Here is a 236-nt window from a genome sequence, read left to right as displayed (position 1 = left end):
CGACGCGCGCCAGAGGATCCGCGTGCCGGCGACCGGTCCCGTGACCGCGTGGGAGGTGTGCCCCTGCTCGGCCAGACGGGCCGCGATCCCGTCCGCGTGCGCCTCGTCGGCCGCGAGGAACGCGACCGTCGGGCCCGATCCCGCCACGAGTCCGCCCAGGGCCCCGGCGGCCAGGCCCGCGTCGAGCACGTCGGCGAGAGCCGGACGCAGGTGGACGGCGGCCAACTGGAGGTCGT

1 pseudogene is annotated in these 236 nt (G+C 78.0%); it reads right to left on the bottom strand.

The annotated features are described in order from the left end of the window. Positions 1–236: pseudogene (locus KVT44_RS57070) on the bottom strand (4-(cytidine 5'-diphospho)-2-C-methyl-D-erythritol kinase); the annotation flags it as partial.

The organism is Streptomyces sp. GbtcB7 (assembly GCF_019091445.1).
In the GTDB taxonomy this organism is placed as follows: Bacteria; Actinomycetota; Actinomycetes; order Streptomycetales; family Streptomycetaceae; genus Streptomyces; species Streptomyces mirabilis.
The sequence above is the reverse complement of the archived record's forward strand: the minus strand, read 5'-3'. Positions and strand labels throughout refer to the sequence as shown.